General features: G+C 60.8%; 12 protein-coding genes and 2 riboswitches. Of the genes, 7 read left to right on the top strand and 5 right to left on the bottom strand.

Features of this window, described 5'->3' with window-relative positions; genetic code table 11:
• Window positions 1-76: 76 nt before the first annotated feature.
• The 3 genes from HMPREF9697_RS06850 to HMPREF9697_RS06840 are packed head-to-tail and all read left to right on the top strand — an operon-like array spanning window position 77 to window position 5,701.
• On the top strand, window positions 77-889 hold the full coding sequence (locus HMPREF9697_RS06850; RefSeq protein ID WP_040307843.1) for an ImuA family protein: 813 nt from the start codon (window positions 77-79) through the stop codon (window positions 887-889).
• The gene (locus tag HMPREF9697_RS06845) at window positions 849-2,384 is read left to right on the top strand and encodes a Y-family DNA polymerase (RefSeq protein WP_002716448.1); all 1,536 of its coding nucleotides are present in this window, start codon (window positions 849-851) and stop codon (window positions 2,382-2,384) included. Before HMPREF9697_RS06850 ends, HMPREF9697_RS06845 begins: the two co-directional genes overlap by 41 nt.
• On the top strand, window positions 2,381-5,701 hold the full coding sequence (locus HMPREF9697_RS06840; RefSeq protein WP_002716447.1) for an error-prone DNA polymerase: 3,321 nt from the start codon (window positions 2,381-2,383) through the stop codon (window positions 5,699-5,701). The genes HMPREF9697_RS06845 and HMPREF9697_RS06840 overlap by 4 nt, the downstream gene beginning before the upstream one ends.
• Before the next feature lie 19 nt (window positions 5,702-5,720).
• Here the strand turns inward: HMPREF9697_RS06840 and HMPREF9697_RS06835 are convergent, their stop codons facing one another.
• A complete protein-coding gene (locus tag HMPREF9697_RS06835) occupies window positions 5,721-5,936 on the bottom strand; it encodes a hypothetical protein (protein WP_002716446.1) in 216 nt (71 codons plus the stop codon).
• 189 nt (window positions 5,937-6,125) lie between these two features.
• Here HMPREF9697_RS06835 and HMPREF9697_RS06830 point away from each other — a divergent pair, with 189 nt between their 5' ends.
• Entirely contained in the window at window positions 6,126-7,292 is a 1,167-nt protein-coding gene (locus HMPREF9697_RS06830; protein ID WP_002716445.1) for an HlyD family secretion protein, read from the top strand.
• Window positions 7,289-8,902, top strand: coding sequence for a DHA2 family efflux MFS transporter permease subunit (locus tag HMPREF9697_RS06825; protein ID WP_002716444.1), 1,614 nt, complete (start codon window positions 7,289-7,291; stop codon window positions 8,900-8,902). Before HMPREF9697_RS06830 ends, HMPREF9697_RS06825 begins: the two co-directional genes overlap by 4 nt.
• Before the next feature lie 85 nt (window positions 8,903-8,987).
• On the opposite strand, the gene HMPREF9697_RS06820 is transcribed toward HMPREF9697_RS06825, so the two are convergent.
• On the bottom strand, window positions 8,988-10,109 hold the full coding sequence (locus HMPREF9697_RS06820) for a ribonucleotide-diphosphate reductase subunit beta (RefSeq protein ID WP_002716443.1): 1,122 nt from the start codon (window positions 10,107-10,109) through the stop codon (window positions 8,988-8,990).
• A 20-nt stretch (window positions 10,110-10,129) separates the two neighbouring features.
• Window positions 10,130-13,030 (bottom strand): ribonucleoside-diphosphate reductase subunit alpha, encoded by a 2,901-nt coding sequence (locus HMPREF9697_RS06815; RefSeq protein ID WP_002716442.1) that lies wholly within the window; start codon window positions 13,028-13,030, stop codon window positions 10,130-10,132.
• Window positions 13,031-13,133: 103 nt separating this feature from the next.
• Window positions 13,134-13,343: riboswitch (cobalamin riboswitch) on the bottom strand.
• Between the two features lie 251 nt (window positions 13,344-13,594).
• Between HMPREF9697_RS06815 and HMPREF9697_RS06805 the strand changes: the two genes are divergently transcribed.
• Window positions 13,595-14,263 (top strand): epoxyqueuosine reductase QueH, encoded by a 669-nt coding sequence (locus HMPREF9697_RS06805; RefSeq protein WP_002716441.1) that lies wholly within the window; start codon window positions 13,595-13,597, stop codon window positions 14,261-14,263.
• A 38-nt stretch (window positions 14,264-14,301) separates the two neighbouring features.
• Window positions 14,302-14,516: riboswitch (cobalamin riboswitch) on the top strand.
• Between the two features lie 104 nt (window positions 14,517-14,620).
• Entirely contained in the window at window positions 14,621-16,963 is a 2,343-nt protein-coding gene (gene metE / locus HMPREF9697_RS06800; protein ID WP_002716440.1) for a 5-methyltetrahydropteroyltriglutamate--homocysteine S-methyltransferase, read from the top strand.
• Between the two features lie 66 nt (window positions 16,964-17,029).
• On the opposite strand, the gene HMPREF9697_RS06795 is transcribed toward metE, so the two are convergent.
• Entirely contained in the window at window positions 17,030-17,251 is a 222-nt protein-coding gene (locus tag HMPREF9697_RS06795; RefSeq protein ID WP_002716439.1) for a hypothetical protein, read from the bottom strand.
• A 170-nt stretch (window positions 17,252-17,421) separates the two neighbouring features.
• Window positions 17,422-18,270, bottom strand: a complete 849-nt coding sequence (locus HMPREF9697_RS06790; protein ID WP_040308159.1) for an IclR family transcriptional regulator — start codon at window positions 18,268-18,270, stop codon at window positions 17,422-17,424.
• Between the last annotated feature and the right edge of the window lie 61 nt (window positions 18,271-18,331).

The following is an 18,331-nucleotide window of genomic DNA, read 5'->3' as shown; positions in this document are numbered from 1 at the left end:
AGAACATAACATGAACATAGATGGCCGCTCCTCGTTGAGACAAGCGAGGAAGGCCTTGGATTTCAGGACCGGGCGCATGACCAGCGCGCGTATGAGTACGCTTGCGTCCTTGCAGGACACCATCCGCCATCTCGAGGCGCAGACCATGCCGCTGCATGCCGAACACGTGGCGCTCGGTCATGCCGGAGCGGATGCGACGCTGCAGGGCGGCCTGTTGCGCGGCGCACTGCATGAGGTGTTCGCCCTCGAGACCCGGCAATCGGTCGCCGCAACCGGCTTTGTCGCGGGCATCGCGGAGCGGTTGTCGAACCACAGGCCGCTGCTTTGGGTGCAACAGGATTTTGCGGAAACCGAAGCCGGCGCCTTGTCGATGAGCGGGTTTGCCGAACTGGGACTCGACCCGCGCCGGCTGGTGCTGGTGAGCGTGCCCAATGCGGAAACAGGGTTGAAGGTCGCCGCCGATGCGCTGGCCTGCGATGCGCTGGGCGCGGTGATCCTCGAATTGTGGGGTGGCGCGAAGACATTCGATCTCGTCGCAAGCCGCAGGCTGACGCTCGCGGCCCGATCAAGCGGCGTGCCGTGCGTGATGCTTTCCACGTCAAGCGAACCCGTCATCAGCACCGCGGAAACGCGCTGGATCGTGCGTGCAAGGCGTTCTCCGCCCGGACCGGACTGGATTGCCTGGGGCGCGCCTGTTCTCGATGCAGAACTCGTTCGCAACCGGCATGGGCAGACAGGGCGATGGATCATGGAGTGGGATTGTGATGAGCGTATCTTCCGTGAACCGGCGACGTATTCTCAGCCTCTGGTTGCCGCGCCTGCCGACCGACCGCATCAAGCGCCGGCTCATGCGGGAGGATCGGTCGCGCGCATGCGCCGGGCCGGATGACGCGTTTTTCCGTAACCCCTGGATCATCGCGGACAAACGCAACAATGCGCTGCAGGTCGTCGCCATGAACGATGCGGCGGCGGCCCTCGGGCTTGAGATCGGAGCGCCGCTCGCCAATGCGCGCGCGATCTGTCTCGACATCGAAGTATTTGACGCCGACGAAGCTGCCGATATGCAGGTGCTTGCCGATATCGCGGACTGGTGCGACCGCTTCACGCCGCTGGTGGCACTCGATCTGCCTTACGGATTGTTTCTCGATATCAGCGGCTGTGCGCATCTGTTCGGTGGCGAGGCGGCGATGCTGTCGCGCGTTTGCGATTCACTGTCGCGGCAGGGTTTCGCCGCGAACGCCGCGATTGCCGGAACGCCGGCCTGCGCGCGTGCGCTGACGCGGGCGACGCGCAGCCGGATCGTGCCGGAAGGCGAAGAGGCAACAGCCGTCAGGTCGCTGCCGGTGTTCGCGCTCGGCGTGGAAGATGCGATCACGCGCGGACTGCGCCGTGCGGGGCTGAAGACCATCGGCGATGTTGCCTCCCGTGAACCGCGCGAGATCGCCGCGCGGTTCGGCAAGGCATTCACCGATTTGCTGCGCGAAGTGCTCGGGCAATGCGATGCCCCGATCAGTCCGCGCCGGGTGCCACCGGACTTCATGGTGGAAAAGCATTTTCCTGAGCCGGTCGCGACCGAAGATGCAGTCGCTGCGACACTATCGGGGTTGGCGCAGAAACTCGTCGGCATGATGGAGCGGCAGGGCAAGGGCGCCCGACGGCTGGAGGCCAGCTTCTTTCGTACCGACGGCGCGGTGCGCACCATTGCCGTCGAGGCAGGCCAGGCGGTAACGCGCGTCGGCGTCATGGAGCGCCTGTTTCGTGAGAGGTTCGGCGCGCTGGCCGATCCGATCGATCCGGGATTCGGGTTCGATCTCATCCGCCTGTCCGCAAGCCGCGTCGAAGACGTCGTGCAGGAGCAACGCGATCTCGATGCCCGCGCACAGGACAATGACGATGTGGCCGCGCTGATAGACCGTCTGGCCGCACGGCTCGGCGGTTCGCGGATCAAGGTGTATCTGCCGCAGGATACGCATATTCCGGAGCGTGCGGCGCTGGCCGTGCAGGCGCAGCATCATTTGCCGAAGATTTTATCGGCGCAATGGCCGCAGCGGTACGAGAATGAGCCGCCGTTGCGGCCGTTGCGGATGTTCGTTCATCCCGAGCCGATCGATGTCATCGCGGATTTTCCACATGGGCCTCCGGCGCATTTCAGGTGGCGGAGGGTGCAACATCGGATCATTCAGGTGGAAGGGCCCGAGCGTATCGCGCCGGAATGGTGGAATCTTGCGGCCGGACTCGACCCGGTCGAACACAAGGAAGCGCGCGCGCGTGATTATTTCCGTATCGAGGACAGCGAGGGCTGCCGGTTCTGGCTTTATCGCGAAGGCATCCATCGCAGGGAAACGATTGAATTTCGCTGGTTCATGCAGGGAGTGTTCGCATGATCTACGCGGAGATTGGCGTCACCACGAATTTTTCGTTCCTGCGCGGGGCCTCGCATCCGCAGGAATATGTCCACAAGGCCAGCCGCTATTGTCTTTATGCCATCGGCATCGCCGACAGGAACACACTGGCGGGCGTGGTGCGTGCCTATGGCGAACTGGGCAACAAGAATCGTAAGGTCCGTTACAATCCGAAGCTGCTGGTCGGCACGCGTCTGGTGTTCGACGACGGCACGCCGGACATTCTGGCGTATCCGCGCGATCGCGTGGCTTACGGCCGTCTGTGCCGGTTGCTGAGCAAGGGAAAGCTGCGCGCGGAGAAAGGCGAATGCCTTCTGCGCTTCGATGACCTCGCCGAATTCAGCGAAGGCCAGTTGCTGGTTCTGATGCCGTCTTACAGGCTCGACGGTGGTAAGATCCTGCGAACGCTCGATGCACTGAAAAAGCTGCCAGTGGAAGGTGTGTGGCTTGCGGCTACCATGTTCTTCCACGGAGACGATCGTCGCCGGATGTCGCGTCTCGAGCGGCTGGCGACCACGGCGCACGTGCCGTTGATCGCGACGAACGACGTTCTGTATCATTTTCATCGCCGCCGGGCGCTGCAGGACGTGCTGAGCTGCATTCGCGAGAAGGCCACCATTCATGAAATCGGCAGGAAGCTCGAAGCCCATGCCGAACGCCATTTGCAGCCGCACAAGGAGATGGTGCGTCTTTACAAGGATTATCCCGATGCCCTGGAAGAGACTATCCGCTTTGCCGACCGCATTGATTTCTCGCTCGGCCAGTTGAAGTATCAATATCCCGACGAGCCGGTTCCGCCGGGGAAGACAGCGCAGGAGCATCTGCGCGATCTGACAGAGGCGGGTATCAGGCAATATTTCCCTGAAGGCGTCGATGCGAAATTGCGCGGCACGATCGAAAAGGAATTGCGTCTGATCGAAAAGCTCGGTTACGCGCATTACTTCCTCACGGTGCATGACGTCGTGCGCTATGCCCGCTCGCAGAGCATCTTATGTCAGGGGCGCGGTTCTGCCGCTAATTCGGCGGTCTGCTTCATGCTCGGCATCACCTCGGTGAATCCCGCCGAAACCGACGTGCTGTTCGAGCGCTTCATCTCCGAGGAGCGGCTTGAGCCGCCCGATATCGATGTCGATTTCGAGCATTCGCGCCGCGAGGAGGTGATGCAATACGTCTTCCAGCGTTATGGAAGGAATCGCGCAGCAATTGTCGCGACGGTGATCCATTATCGCCCGCGCAGTGCCATTCGCGATGTAGGCAAGGCGCTGGGACTGACGGAAGATGTCACCGCTGCGCTGGCGGATACGGTGTGGGGGAGTTGGGGCCATGGCCTCAGCGAGATGCAGGTCAAGCAGGCCGGGTTCGATCCGGCCAATCCGATGATCGTACGCGCTGTCGAGCTTGCGACGGAACTGATCGAATTTCCGCGCCATCTGTCCCAGCATGTCGGCGGCTTCGTGCTGACGCAGGACCGGCTCGACACTTATGTGCCGATCGGAAATGCTGCGATGGAGGATCGCACCTTCATCGAATGGGATAAGGATGACATCGATACTTTGAGTATGATGAAGGTCGATGTGCTGGCGCTTGGCATGCTGAGCTGTATCCGGAAGTGTTTTGATTTGATCGCGGAGCACAAGGACAGGCGTTACGAACTGGCGGATATCAAGGCGGAGAACGACGATAGCGGTCCGGTCTTCGACATGCTGTGCCGGGGCGAATCCATCGGCGTGTTTCAGGTGGAGAGCCGTGCGCAGATGACCATGCTACCGCGGCTGAAGCCACGCGAATTCTACGATCTCGTGATCGAAGTCGCGATCGTCCGGCCGGGGCCGATCCAGGGAAACATGGTGCATCCCTATCTCAAGCGGCGGTCTATGAAGCCAGAGGAGATCGAATATCCCTATCCCAAAGGTGGAAATCCGGACGAACTGAAATCTATCCTGCGCAAGACGCTTGGTGTTCCGCTGTTTCAGGAGCAGGCTATGCGTATCGCGATGACGGCGGCGGAATTCACCTCTGCGGAAGCGAATGGGTTGCGCCGCGCGATGGCGACATTTCGTAATGTAGGTACCATGCCGAAATTCGAGACGCGCATGGTCGGCCGCATGATCGCGCGCGGTTACGATCCGCAATTCGCGCAAGGTTGCTTCGACCAGATCAAAGGATTCGGCAGTTACGGCTTTCCGGAAAGCCACGCGGCGGCGTTCGCCCAGCTTGTGTATGTGTCGGCCTGGTTGAAATGCTTCCACCCCGATGCATTTGCCTGCGGGCTTTTGAATTCGCAGCCGATGGGATTCTACGCGCCTGTGCAGATCGTCGGCGATGCGCGTCAGAACGGCGTCGACGTCCGCGAGGTCGATGTCTCGCACAGCTTTTCACAGAACGCTCTGGAAGGGCAGAGCGGCAAATATCACGCGCTGCGCCTCGGCTTCCGGCAGATCGACGGATTCAAATGCGCTGATCCGGATGAGGAGAGATGGCGCCGGGTGCAGGGCAAGGCAAAATCGGAAGACTGGGGAGAGGCGATCGTTGAAGCGCGATCGAGGCAGCCATTTACCTCGCTGGAGGATTTCGCGCGCGAGACGAACCTGCCGAAGCGCGCGCTGATCCTGTTGGCCGATGCCGATGCATTCCGCTCGCTGGGGCTGGATCGCCGCAGCGCGCTGTGGGCCGTTCGCCGGTTGCCGGACGACGTGTCGCTGCCGCTGTTTCAATCGGCAGCTGCCCGCGAACAGCCGGACGAAGGTGCGCAGCCATTGCCGCAAATGCCGCTCCCGGAAGAGGTGGTCGCCGATTATCAGACGATACGGTTGTCCTTGAAGGGGCATCCGATGGAATTCCTGCACACGATGTTCACGGAAGAGGGTGTAGTTTCATGCGCGACGGTTGCTCATGAGAACGACAAACGGCGCGTGCGCTGTGCGGGCGTTGTGCTGGTGCGCCAGCGGCCGGGTAGCGCGAACGGCGTCGTCTTCATGACGCTGGAGGATGAGACCGGCATCGCCAATATCGTCGTCTGGCCGAAGGTGATGGAAAAATTCCGCAAGGAGGTGATGGGCGCGCGGCTCGTCGAGGTCGAGGGCATCATCCAGAGCAGCCCCGACAAGGTGGTTCATCTGGTTGCGGATCGCTTGTTCGATCGAACCTCCGATCTGATCGGGCTCGCGAACGACACCCTGCGGCCGTATCTGGATATGAATCCATCAGAGGAAACAGGTGAGAAACGACTGGTTGCGACAGTTAAGGCGGGGCATCCCCGCGAGGTGCGGATTCTTCCTGCGTCTCGGGATTTTCACTGAAGAGTGAAAAGGCGCGCGACTACCCTTCGGTGGGAATGCCAAGCGTTCCTCTTCCGGGCTCCCGCCCCGGCACGCTGACATGCACCTCATGGCCTTCGCGAACGGCCAGAGACGCTGCCGCAATGGCGGCCTCAAAAGCGGCTTCCTTAGTTGCGAAGTCGCCTTCCGGCTCCCCGTCGTGAAGAACGACCCATTTCGATGTGTGGTCGATGACGGCATATGTCGCGAGCCCCATGATTTTCCTCCGGAACGGATTTTAAAAATTAAATAGCCGAGGACGGATGACGTTCCAGGGAGCCTCAAAAGCGCAGTCGAGCGGCCGTGATCTGAGTGCGCAAGTTCTTGATGAAGGAGGGCCACCGTTCCGGGAACCAAGTTCCGCTTCGCACGTCACCCCAAGACGACAAATCCGAGGCACTTTGCATTGGACGCGCGAACCTCAGAGCGGAAGACCGACGCGGAAAAGCCTCAACGGGCCGAGGCTCGCCCCAATGAGCCCGATCCGCTGAAAAACCGCGACAGGGATAGCCAACCGAAGGATGAGCATAAGCCCGCGCCGTCACGGATGGATCGCATGCGCGAGCACTGGAAGCTGACGGCCGTCATTGCCGTCGTTCTCCTTGCTGTGTTGGTCGGCGGCCTCGCATACTGGCTTGATGTCCGGGACTATGAATCCACGGACGATGCGTTCGTCGCCGCGCGCAGCTTCTCTGTGGCTCCGAAAGTCGGCGGCTATGTAGTCGAGGTTCCCGTCACGGACAACCAGCATGTCGAAGCGGGTGAACTTCTGGCCCGGATCGATGATCGTGATTACCGGAATGCTGCCGATCAGGCGAAGGCACAGGTCGCCGTCGCGCGCGCGAATATCGATAACGTCAAGGCACAGATCGACAGCCAGCACGAGCAGATCGATCAGGCACAGGCGCAGGTCGATCAGGCCAAGGCGCAGCTTGAATTTGCACAACAGGAAGAAGGCCGCGCGAAAGACCTTGTGCAGAAGGGCGCCGGCACGGTGCAGAACGAGCAGCAGACGCGCTCGAATCTCCGCTCTCAGGAAGCGAATATGACGCGGAGTAATGCAGCGCTGAGTGCGGCCAGGCTCGGAATTACAACGCTCGAAGCACAGCTCGAAGGTGCGCGTGCCTCGCTGCAGCAGGCGCAGGCCCAGCTCGATCAGGCGAACCTTAATCTTCAATATACCCGTGTCACCGCCGCACAGGCCGGGCATGTGGTGAGGTTGTCCGGCGCGGTCGGCTCTTTCGTTACGGCAGGGCAAAGCCTGATGATGTTCGTGCCGGACGATGTGTGGATCGTTGCGAACTACAAGGAGACGCAGCTCCAATACATGCGGCCGGGTCAGCCGGTGGAATTCACCATCGATGCCTATCCGGATCGCAAGCTCACGGGTCATGTCGCATCGGTGCAGCCCGGTTCGGGGACGGCGTTCAGTCTGTTACCGGCTGAGAACGCGACCGGAAATTACGTGAAGGTGGTGCAGCGTGTGCCGGTGAAGATCATTGTCGATCACTGGCCGGCGGATATTCCGATCGGTCCGGGCATGTCCGTCGTGCCCTGGACAAAAGTGCGATGAGCGATGCAGTTCAAGGGGGAGCGGCAGGAGGCTGGTCTCCTGAGCGCTCGGCCGCGGGAGGACATAATCCTTATCTGATCGCATTCGTGGTTTCGATCGCCACCTTCATGGAGGTACTCGACACCACGATTGCCAATGTCTCGCTTCGCTATATCGCAGGCGGTCTGGCGGTGGGCCTCGATGAGAGTACTTACGTCATCACGAGCTATCTCGTCGCCAACGCCATCGTGATTTCGATCTCCGGTTGGCTCTCGACCGTCATCGGCCGCAAGCGCTTTTATATGAGTTGCGTTGCGGTCTTCACCGTTGCGTCGCTGTTGTGCGGCCTGGCCTGGAATCTTCACTCGCTTGTTCTGTTTCGTATCCTGCAAGGGCTTGGCGGAGGCGGGATGGCGACGAGTGAACAGGCGATCCTTGCCGACTCGTTTCCTCCGGCAAAACGAGGACAGGCATTTGCGATTTACGGCATTGCGGTTGTGGTCGCGCCGATCGTTGGTCCCACGCTTGGCGGATGGATCAGCGATACCTATTCCTGGCATTGGGTATTTCTCATCAACGTGCCGATGGGTTTGATTTCACTGTTTCTGGTCGGGACGATGGTGAGCGAACCATCGGGTGCCGAGGAGGAGCGAAAGGAGCTCCTCCGCAAAGGCTTGCGCGTCGATTATGTGGGGTTCGCCCTCGTCGCCGTCGGGTTGGGATCGCTTGAATTCGTGCTCGACGAGGGGCAGCGCAACGATTGGTTCGGGTCGAACATGATCGTGGCATTCGCCGTCCTCTCCGCCGCCTGTCTGATCACGCTGATCTTCTGGGAGTTGATGCGCGACGATCCCATCGTCGACATCAGGCTGCTGGGCCAGCGGCAGTTCGGCACTTGCTTTCTGGCGATGCTGGGAACGGGTGCCATCGTGGTGGCGACGACGCAGATCCTTCCGCAATTTCTGCAGACCGAAATGGGTTACACAGCCATGCTGGCAGGGCTGGTACTTTCACCGGGAGGGCTTGTAACGCTCGTAATGATGCCGGTCACCGGAAAGCTGATCGGGCTCGTGCAGGCGAAGTATCTGATTGCGGCCGGTGCGGCGATTGCAGGTCTGTCGATGTGGCACCTCACCGGTCTCACCGATAACATCACCTATGATTATGCCGCGATGTCACGAATCTATCTCGCGCTCGGTTTGCCGCTGCTGTTCCTTCCCATCACCACGGCTTCATATGAAGGCGTGCCACCCGAAAAGACGAATCAGGCATCGGCCCTGATCAATGTTGCACGCAATCTTGGAGGATCGATCGGAGTGGCGATGGTGCAGACCATTCTGGCGCAGCGCCAGCAATTCCATCAAAGCCGCCTGATCGAACACATTGCGCCGTCCGATGTTGGCTATCAGCAGACCCTCGCCGCCGTGACGCACTTTTTCGAGGCGCAAGGCTCCAATGCGACGGACGCGGCGGCACAGGCGCTCGCCTATATCGCTCAGATGTTGCAGCAGCAGGTCAATCTGCTGGCTTATATCGACGTGTTCTGGTGGCTCTCTTTGATCGGCGCAGTCATGGCGCCGCTCGCTCTCACGCTCAGATCGATCGACATGAACGCTCCGGCGCGGCATTAGCCGTTACCGTTATGGTTGTGCTGCAACGAAAAAGGCTGCCGTTCGCGGCAGCCTTTTGAGAGAATGTCACCTGTGCCCGTGATGGCTATTCCCAGCTCAGTGCGCCGCCGTTCTGGTATTCGATCACGCGGGTCTCGAAGAAGTTCTTCTCCTTCTTCAAGTCCATCGCTTCCGACATCCACGGGAAGGGATTCTCGGTTTCCGCGAACACTGGCGCAAGGCCGATCTGCGCGCAGCGGCGATTGGCGATGAAGTGCATGTACTGTTCGCACAGAGCTGCGTTCAGCCCGAGAAAACCGCGCGGCATCGTGTCCCGGCCGTAAGCGGCTTCAAGCTCGGCAGCCTCACGGATCATGCCGCGCACCTCTTCCTGGAACGCCTTGGTCCACAGATGCGGGTTTTCAAGCTTGATCTGGTTGATGACGTCGATGCCGAAATTGAGATGAATGCTCTCGTCGCGCAGGATGTACTGATACTGCTCGGCGATGCCGACCATCTTGTTGCGCCGGCCGAGCGAGAGAATCTGCGCGAACCCGGTATAGAACCACATGCCTTCGAACACCACATAGAAGGCGACGAGATCGCGCAGGAACGATTGATCGGCTTCAACGGTGCCGGTCTTGAAGTCCGGGTTGTCGAGGTTCTGGGTGTGCTTGAGCGCCCATGCCGCCTTGTCGGTGATCGACGGCACCTCGCGGTACATGTTGAACAACTCACCTTCATCGAGGCCGAGGCTTTCGACGATATACTGGAAGGTGTGCGTATGCACCGCTTCCTCGAAGGCCTGCCGGAGCAGATACTGCCGGCATTCGGGATTGGTGAGGTGGCGGTAGATCGCCAGCACGATGTTATTGGCGACGAGGCTCTCGGATGCCGCGAAGAAGCCGAGGTTGCGCTTGATCGCGCGACGCTCGTCCTCAGTGAGGCCGTCGCGTGATTTCCACAGCGCGATGTCCGCCTGCATCGAGACTTCGGTCGGCATCCAGTGATTGTTGCAGCCCGAGAGATATTTCTCCCATGCCCATTTGTATTTCAGCGGCAACAGCTGATTGACGTCGGCGCGGCAGTTGATCATCCGCTTTTCATCAACGGACACGCGGCCGCCGGAGCGGTCGATCTCACCGAGACCCGTCTGCTCGGAGGGCTGCTCGGTGTTGAACACGACGGCAGGTGAAGGTGCGGCTGTGGAATCTGACCAGTCGAGCATCGTACTTTCCTTTCTTGTTCTTATTGGCAGGCTTCGCAGTCGGGATTGTCGATCGAACAGGCATGGACGCCATCAAGGTCGGGCGCGGTAGCGTTCGGAATGATAATCGGCGCGTGCGCCAGCATTCCCGATGCGGACACCGCGTTGAGCTTGCCGTCGGTGCCCTTCAGGGTCGACTTCTCGACATGCGTGGCGCTGCGCGAGCGCAGGTAATAGGTGGTCTTCAGGCCGAGCTGCCATGCGAGGCGATAGAGCTGGTCGAGTTTCTTGCCCGACGGATTGGCGATGTAGAGGTTGAGCGATTGCGCCTGATCGATCCACTTCTGCCGCCGTGCAGCAGATTCGATCAGCCATGAGGTGTCGATTTCGAACGCGGTCGCATACAGTGCCTTTAGATCGTCCGGCACGCGGTCGATCTGGCCGACGCTGCCGTCGAAATATTTCAGGTCGGACACCATCACTTCGTCCCACAAGCCGCGTGACTTGAGGTCGTGCACGAGGTGCTCATTCACGACGGTGAAATCACCCGACATGTTCGATTTGACGAACAGGTTCTGATAGGAGGGCTCGATCGATTGCGCCACGCCGCAGATGTTGGAGATCGTCGCCGTCGGCGCGATCGCCATCACGTTGGAGTTGCGCATGCCGTCCTTGCGGACGCGCTCGCGCAGGCTCGACCAGTCGAGTGTTGCGGACGCGTTCAGTGGAGCGCCATCGCGTGCCTTCGAAAGAATAGCGACGGAGTCGATCGGCAGGATACCCTGCGACCACAGCGAACCGTCGAAGGACGGATAGCGACCGCGCTCAACGGCGAGATCGACCGACGCCGAGATCGCGTGATAGCTGATGATTTCCATGCTCTCGTCGGCGAAGGCGACAGCGGCGTCGGACGCAATCGGAATGCGCTGGACATGCAGCGCATCCTGGAAACCCATCAGGCCCATGCCGACGGGGCGGTGCTTCAGATTGGAGCGGCGCGCCTCGGGAATGGTATAGAAATTAATGTCGATGACGTTATCGAGCATCCGCACTGCGGTCGTGATGGTGCGCTGAAGCTTGTCCCGGTCGAGCCCCTCGCGCGTGGTGTGATTGAGCAGGTTGATCGAGCCGAGGTTGCACACAGCGACCTCATCCGCCGAGGTGTTGAGCGTGATCTCGGTGCAAAGGTTCGAGGAATGCACGACGCCGGTGTGCTGCTGCGGCGAGCGCAGGTTGCATGGGTCCTTGAAGGTGATCCACGGATGGCCGGTTTCGAACAGCATGGTCAGCATGCGCCGCCACAGGTCGGTGGCGCGCACTTGTTTGAAGACGCGGATTTCGCCGCGCGCGGCTTTCGCTTCGTAACCTTCATAAGCGGTCTTGAAGGCCGGGCCGTAAAGGTCGTGCAGGTCCGGCGTCTCGTTCGGCGAGAACAGTGTCCATTCGCCATCGGCTTCGACGCGCTGCATGAACAGGTCGGGCACCCAGTTTGCGGTGTTCATGTCGTGAGTGCGGCGGCGGTCGTCGCCGGTGTTTTTGCGCAGATCGAGGAATTCCTCGATGTCGATGTGCCATGTCTCGAGGTAGGCGCACACCGCGCCCTTGCGCTTGCCGCCCTGGTTGACGGCGATGGCGGTGTCATTGGCCACCTTCAGGAACGGGACCACGCCCTGGCTTTCGCCGTTGGTGCCCTTGATGTGGGCGCCGAGGCCGCGCACCGGCGTCCAGTCGTTGCCGAGGCCGCCGGAATATTTCGCCAGCAACGCATTGTCCTTCACCGCTTTGAAGATGCCGTCGAGATCGTCGGCGACGGTGGTGAGGAAGCAGCTTGAGAGTTGCGGGCGCAGCGTACCGGAATTGAACAGCGTCGGCGTCGAGGCCATGAAGTCGAACGACGACAGCAGGTTGTAGAATTCGATCGCGCGCGCTTCGCGGTCGATTTCGCGCACGGCGAGGCCCATCGCGACGCGCATGAAGAACGCCTGCGGCAGCTCGATGCGCGCGCCATGCACGTGTAGGAAGTAACGGTCATAGAGCGTCTGCAACCCCAGGAACTGAAATTGCAGGTCGCGCTCGGGCTTCAGCGCGGCCGCCAACCGGGCGAGATCGAAACGGCCCAATTCCGGATCGAGCAGCTCGGATTCGATGCCGGTCTTGATGTAAGCCGGAAAATATTCGGCATAGCGCGTCGCCATGTCGGATTGAGAGGCGTTGCTCGGCGTGCCGTGAACGAAGCTCAGAACCTCGCTGCGCAGCTTGTCGAGCAACAGACGCGCGCTGACATAGGCGTAGTTCGGTTCCTGTTCGACCAGTGTGCGCGCCGCCATGATGGAGGCGAGCGCGAGCTCATCCTGGCTGATGCCGTCATAGAGGTTGCGGCGGGCTTCCGCGAGCACCGGTGCGGGATCGACGGCGTCGAGTCCCTCGCAGGCTTCACGAATGATGAGTTCGAAGCGCTTGAGGTCGAGCGGCACGCGGGTGCCGTTCGCGAGCGTCATCTGCAGCGCGGGCTCGTTTGACGTGGTCGCGGTGGCTTTATCGGCGGCGCGCTCGCGGGCGCGCTCTTCGCGATAGAGCACGTAGGCGCGCGCGACCTTGTGGTGTTCGCTGCGCATCAAAGCGAGCTCGACCTGATCTTGCACATCCTCGATGTGGAAGGTGCGGCCTTCGCCGAGACGGCGGGTGAGGGTGGCGACAACTTCGTGCGTCAGTTGCTCGACCGCCTCATGCACACGACGCGATGCGGCCGCCGTGTGTCCCTCTACCGCAAGAAACGCCTTGGTCATCGCGATCGAAATCTTCGACGGGTCAAAGCGAGACACCGTGCCGTTGCGTCGTATGATCTGCATGGCCGGTTCGCTCGGCGACGAAGCCAGCGAATCGAGACTCAATTGGATGAGCGGCACTTTTTCAGTTTTGGCAGTTTGCAGGTTCAGCGACATCGACAGGCCCCGTGATGCGGATTGCGGAAGGCGGGGAGTCGAGGCGCTTGAGCGCTCGGCAAAATGCCGATTGCTGGCGGCCGCCGGACACCCCGTCCGTGGACGATTTTTCGGTGTCGCGGCAGGTCTCCTGGCTTGCAGGTCGTTGCGGCTTCTTTGTCTTCCCGGCCAAGGCCAGTGACGTAATGGCGAAGCAGCTCGCTGCTGACAGTTGCGGGGGCAGCGCCGGATTTCCGCATCGGGTGCGGTTCACCGGCTTCCCTCTTAGCCACTAGATTTTGAGCCTAGTGGAACCGTGACATCTATATGTGGTGATCTTTGGCCGAAAGAGTCAAGGAATGATTAAAACGGTCCCCGTTATCCCCGGAGCCAGGCCGAGGCTTGGTAAAAACCTCAAGCCTTTCAGCGCTGACCACAGTGCGGCGATTCTGGTTCCGGGGCCAAGGACATTCGGCGGAATAGGATTGTTCCGATCGAATCCCCGAATCGACCGCGCTTTACGGATAGAGAGGCTCTCATTAGATAGAGCCATCACCGACAAAGCCTTTGCAGGCGAGCCACGCGATGAATGATTTTGTTCGACCGATCCTCAATCCACCGGGTGGGCAGAAGAAAGTTCTGCTGCATTCGTGCTGCGCGCCGTGCTCGGGCGAGGTGATGGAGGCGATGCTGGCCTCCGGCGTCGACTACACCATCTTCTTCTACAACCCGAACATCCATCCCGAGCGCGAATATCTGCTGCGCAAGGATGAGAACGTGCGCTTCGCCGAAAAGCACGGCGTCGGATTCATCGATGCCGATTACGACAAGGATAATTGGTTCGCGCGCGCCAAGGGCATGGAATGGGAGCCGGAGCGCGGCGCCCGCTGCACCATGTGCTTCGACATGCGCTTCGAGCGCACCGCGCTCTATGCGCACGAGCACGGCTTCCCCGTCATCACCAGTTCGCTCGGCATCTCGCGCTGGAAGAACATGGCGCAGATCAATGATTGCGGAAAGCGCGCGGCCTCGAAGTACGACGGCATCGAGTATTGGGATTACAACTGGCGCAAGGGCGGCGGTTCGGCGCGCATGATCGACATCAGCAAGCGCGAAGAATTCTACCAACAGGAATATTGCGGCTGCGTGTATTCGCTGCGCGATAGCAATGCCCACCGCCGGGCCTGCGGGCGAGAGCCGATCGAGCTCGGGGTGAAGTTCTATGGGCAGGATTCCACCGAGGGCGAGCGATAATCCCACCCCTCGCGCGTTGACTGATTTTTTCCCAACGTCATATTTCGACCTGTCGTGGTCTTCGTCATCATCTTGAAGACGAAGCTAAGAGGGAAGCCGGTGAAGCGCATAAAGCGCTAATTCCGGCGCTGCCCCCGCAACTGTGAGCGGCGAGCCTGCATCCAATCGTGTCACTGAAGCGTTCCTGCTTTGGGAAGACGGGTGTGGGCCGCGACCCGCAAGCCAGGAGACCTGCCGCGACGAGATGTTTCCACGGGCGGGGTGTCCGGTGGGCGTAGTCCTGAGGTGCTCGCGCGCTTCGGTTGGCGTGCGCGCACTTCATCCCCGCCGTTTCTCGTATTTCGGGGTTTCGAAGCCATGTCGAATTCGTCTGTCACTCTCGCTGTCGCCACGCTTGGTACGCCGCGCATCGGTCCGCGCCGCGAACTGAAAACCGCACTGGAAAGCTTCTGGGCGGGCAAGATCGATGAGAAAGCCTTGCTCGCAACTGCGGCCGAGTTGCGAGCTGCGAACTGGGCACGCCAGAAGGCGCGCGGGGTTAGCGTCATCCCGTCCAACGATTTCTCGTTGTACGATCATGTGCTCGACACCAGTGCGATGGTCGGTGCCATTCCGGAAATCTACGGCTGGAAGGGCGGCAACGTATCGCTCGCGACCTATTTTGCGATGGCGCGCGGCGCGGAAGGCAGCGCCGAGACCTGTGCGCACGGCCATGTGCATCACACCGGTCACGGCGTGCCCGCGCAGGAGATGACCAAGTGGTTCGACACCAACTATCACTACATGGTGCCTGAATTCAGCAAGGGGCAGATCTTCGCGCTGTCGTCCACCAAGCCGATCGACGAGTACAAGGAAGCCAAGGCGCTCGGCCATCAGACACGGCCGGTGCTGCTTGGCCCGGTCACGTTCCTCAAGCTCGGCAAGAGCAAGGATGCATCCCTCAATCCGCTGTCGCTGCTGGATGGACTGCTGCCGGTTTACATCGAGGTACTGAAGCGCCTCGCGGCCGAGGGCGCGGAGTGGGTGCAGATCGACGAACCATGCCTGGTGCTCGATCTCGACACGGCCGCGCGCGATGCGCTGGGGAATGCCTATGCCACGATCGCTCGCGAGGTGCCCGACATCAAGGTGATGCTCAACACCTATTTCGGTGCGCTCGGCGATAATTTCGACACCGCCATGGCACTGCCGGTCGCCGGTCTACATCTCGATCTGATCCGCGCGCCGGAACAGCTTGAGGCTGCGATCAAGAAGGCAAAGTCTGATCTGGTGTTCTCGCTCGGCGTCATCGACGGCCGCAACATCTGGCGTGCCAACCTGCCAGCGATCCTCGATCGCATCGAGCCGGTTGTCGCCGCGCGCGGCAACGATAAGGTCGAGATCTCGCCTTCGTGCTCGCTGCTGCATGTGCCGATCGATCTCGACGTGGAGACCGGGCTTGATGCCGACGTCCGAAGCTGGCTCGCCTTCTCGCTACAGAAGATGAGCGAACTGTCCGCGCTGGGCAAGGCGCTCGCATCCGGCCGCGCCAGTGTCGTCGCCGAACTCGAAGCGTCCGCTGCCGCAGCGGCCGCCCGCAAGACCTCGCCTAAGGTCAACAACAAGGTCGTCGCCGAGCGCCTCAAGGCGGTCACATCCGACATGGCGAAGCGCAAGAGCGCATTCGCGGCGCGGGCGAAAGCGCAGCGTGAGAAGTTCAAGCTGCCTGCCTTCCCGACCACGACTATCGGTTCGTTCCCGCAGACCAGCGAAGTTCGCAAGGCGCGCGCCGCCCACACCAAGGGTGCGCTGTCGGACACGGACTACAACAAGTTCCTGCGCGAAGAGACAGAGCGCACTGTCCGCTGGCAGGAAGAAGTCGGTCTCGACGTGCTGGTGCATGGCGAGTTCGAGCGCAACGACATGGTACAGTATTTCGGCGAGCAGCTTTCGGGCTTCGTCTTCACCAAGAACGGCTGGGTGCAAAGTTACGGTTCGCGCTGCGTGCGTCCGCCGATCCTGTTCGGGGATGTCTCGCGTCCCAAGCCGATGACGGTGGAGTGGTGGTCCTACGCGCAGTCGCTGACCGAGCGGCCAATGAAGGGCATGCTGACCGGCCCGGTCACCATCCTGAACTGGTCGTTCGTGCGCGACGATATTCCGCGCAGCGAATCCTGCCGCCAGATCGCGCTGGCGATTCGTGACGAGGTGGTCGACCTCGAGAAGGCTGGTGCGACGATGATCCAGATCGACGAGGCGGCGCTGCGCGAAGGCCTTCCATTGCGCCGCTCTGAATGGAAAACCTATCTCGACTGGGCGGTGGGCAGCTTCCGTCTCTGCGCCTCCGGCGTGAAGGACGAGACGCAGATCCACACGCACATGTGCTATTCGGAGTTCAACGACATCATCGATGCGATCGGCGCGATGGATGCCGACGTGATTTCGATCGAGACATCGCGCTCCAAGATGGAATTGCTCGACGCTTTCAAGAGCTACAAATATCCCAACGAAATCGGTCCGGGCGTCTACGACATTCATTCGCCACGCGTGCCTGAGATCAGTGAGATGACGGAGCTCCTGAAGCTCGCGCGCAATCGTCTTGCGGATGAGCAGCTCTGGATCAATCCCGATTGTGGGCTGAAGACCCGCAAATGGGATGAGGTGCGGCCTGCACTCGTGAACATGGTTGCGGCCGCGCGCGAGTTGAGGGCGCAGGCCTGATACGAAACAGGCTTAATAAAAAAACCGGCGTCATCTGACGGATGGCGCCGGTTGTCTATCTTGATGTCAGCGAAGCGCGGTGGTGGTCTGCGTCTGCGGCGTGGAAGCCGTTGTCTCGGACGTGTTGGGATCGGCGACGAGAAGTCGCGCGAGCAGCAATCCTGCAATCAGGGTCCAGAACGCGACGGTGCCGAGGCGCACCACCGGGGAATAGCGGCGGTTTGCGACGGCGCCATGCTCGCTCCACACCGGATGCTTGGCCGGATCGGCAGATAAATGTTGCGGCATCGTGAGACCTTCTGTGCGAGGTCAATTGTCTCCCGCGCCACCGCGGCTTTCAAGAAAACAAACCGGCATTTTTGTCCGCCGGTGAGGAACAAAGCTGCTTCCTCACCTATGCCGGTAGCATGGTTTTTCGCTGTCGCCCGATATTGCTGATAAAGCCCCAGCCTGCGCTGTTATTCCGCAGGATGCACCGCATGCTGTGGGACAGAAGCCGGTGCATCTGCGGCGTTGGCCGACGAACCGGAAGCAGGAGAGGGGTTATCGAACAGGAGAGTCTGCTCGAGAGCCTTGGCAGCTTTCTTCAAGGCGGGCACCAATGCGAGCGCACGTGCGAGCGGCAGTCGCGTGACGGGACCATGCACCGCGACGGTGGCACAGATCCGTCCGCGCGAATCCCGGATCGGAACGGCGGTGGCCGCCATGCCTTCCATGAACTCCTCATTGTCGGTGCCGACACCGGTCTGGCGAATTCGTGCGAGTTCGGTCTCGAGTTGTTCCGTGGTGGTCAGGGTTCGCGCGGTGTAGCGCTGGAACGGCTGCGTGCGGAACAGCGCCTTGCGCAGTGGCGCTGGCGCCAGGCTGAGAAACAGCTTGCCGCTTGCCGTGCAATGCAAAGGCACGCGTGAGCCGACGCTGAGGCGGAATTGCAGCGGCCAATCGGATTCGACGCGATCGAGATAAATCAGGCGCTCGCCATCGAGCATGGTGATGTTGCAGGTCTCGCCGATCTCTTTCACCAGCCCGGAGAGGATGACGCGGCGTGGCGCGAGATCGAACGAGCGACGCATACCATCGAGTGAGAGGGCGAGGAGGCGGCTACCGACCTCATAACGTCGTCCATCCGCGGCGCGCTGAACGAATCCAAGTCGCTCAAGCAGCGCGACGAAGCGGTGCGTCGTCGCTTTCGGCAATCGGATCGCGGTCATCAGTTCGTTGAGCGTCGGCGGCTCTTTCGCTTGGGCGATGGTTTCGAGCAGGAGCAGGGCTCGTTCCGAAACCGAGGTCGTCGTTTGCGTGGACATTTTCAAAACCGATTCCATTGAGTGAGCCAAAAACCACGCGACTACGTTGACAACATTTTGT

It is taken from the genome of Afipia felis ATCC 53690, assembly GCF_000314735.2.
GTDB lineage: Bacteria > Pseudomonadota > Alphaproteobacteria > Rhizobiales > Xanthobacteraceae > Afipia > Afipia felis.
This window is presented reverse-complemented; position numbering and strand designations above follow the sequence as displayed.